This is a genomic window from Bradyrhizobium sp. Unk1 (genome assembly GCF_059512345.1).
This window is the reverse complement of sequence record NZ_JCAMOP010000230.1, coordinates 1-480: the sequence shown is the minus strand read 5'-3', so window position 1 is coordinate 480 and position 480 is coordinate 1. Positions and strand designations below refer to the sequence as shown.

The following is a 480-nucleotide window of genomic DNA, read 5'->3' as shown; positions in this document are numbered from 1 at the left end:
CCACCAGCGATGTTCAGATCTTCGGCCAAGCCTCTCTCCGGGCGCTACCTTTCATTGGCTGAACGCGAGGAAATCGCCCTTCTAAAGGTGCAGGGCCATTCCATACGGGAGATTGAGCGCCGCTTGGGACGGGCTGCTTCGACGGTCTCCCGTGAACTGCGGCGGAACGCCGCCACCCGCGGCGGTGGGTTGGAATATCGGGCCACAACTGCCCAATGGCATGCAGACCGATCTGCCCGCCGGCCCAAGTCGACCAAGCTTGCGCTCAACGCAACCTTGCGCACTTATGTGGAGGAGAGACTTGCCGGTAGTGTTGTAGCCCCGAGCGGAGCTTGTATTGCTGGCCCCACCGTTCGGTGGAACGGCGGCCGGCATGGCCGGCGAAAGGATCGACGGGGCCAAGGCATGGAGCCCTGAGCAGATTGCCCGACGCTTGCCGATCGACTTCCCGGACGACAAGACGATGCGCATCAGCCACGA

Annotated in this window: 1 pseudogene; it reads left to right on the top strand. The window is 63.1% G+C overall.

From position 1 onward, the window contains the following. Positions 1–480, top strand: a pseudogene (locus AC5ZFO_RS48275) (transposase); the annotation flags it as partial.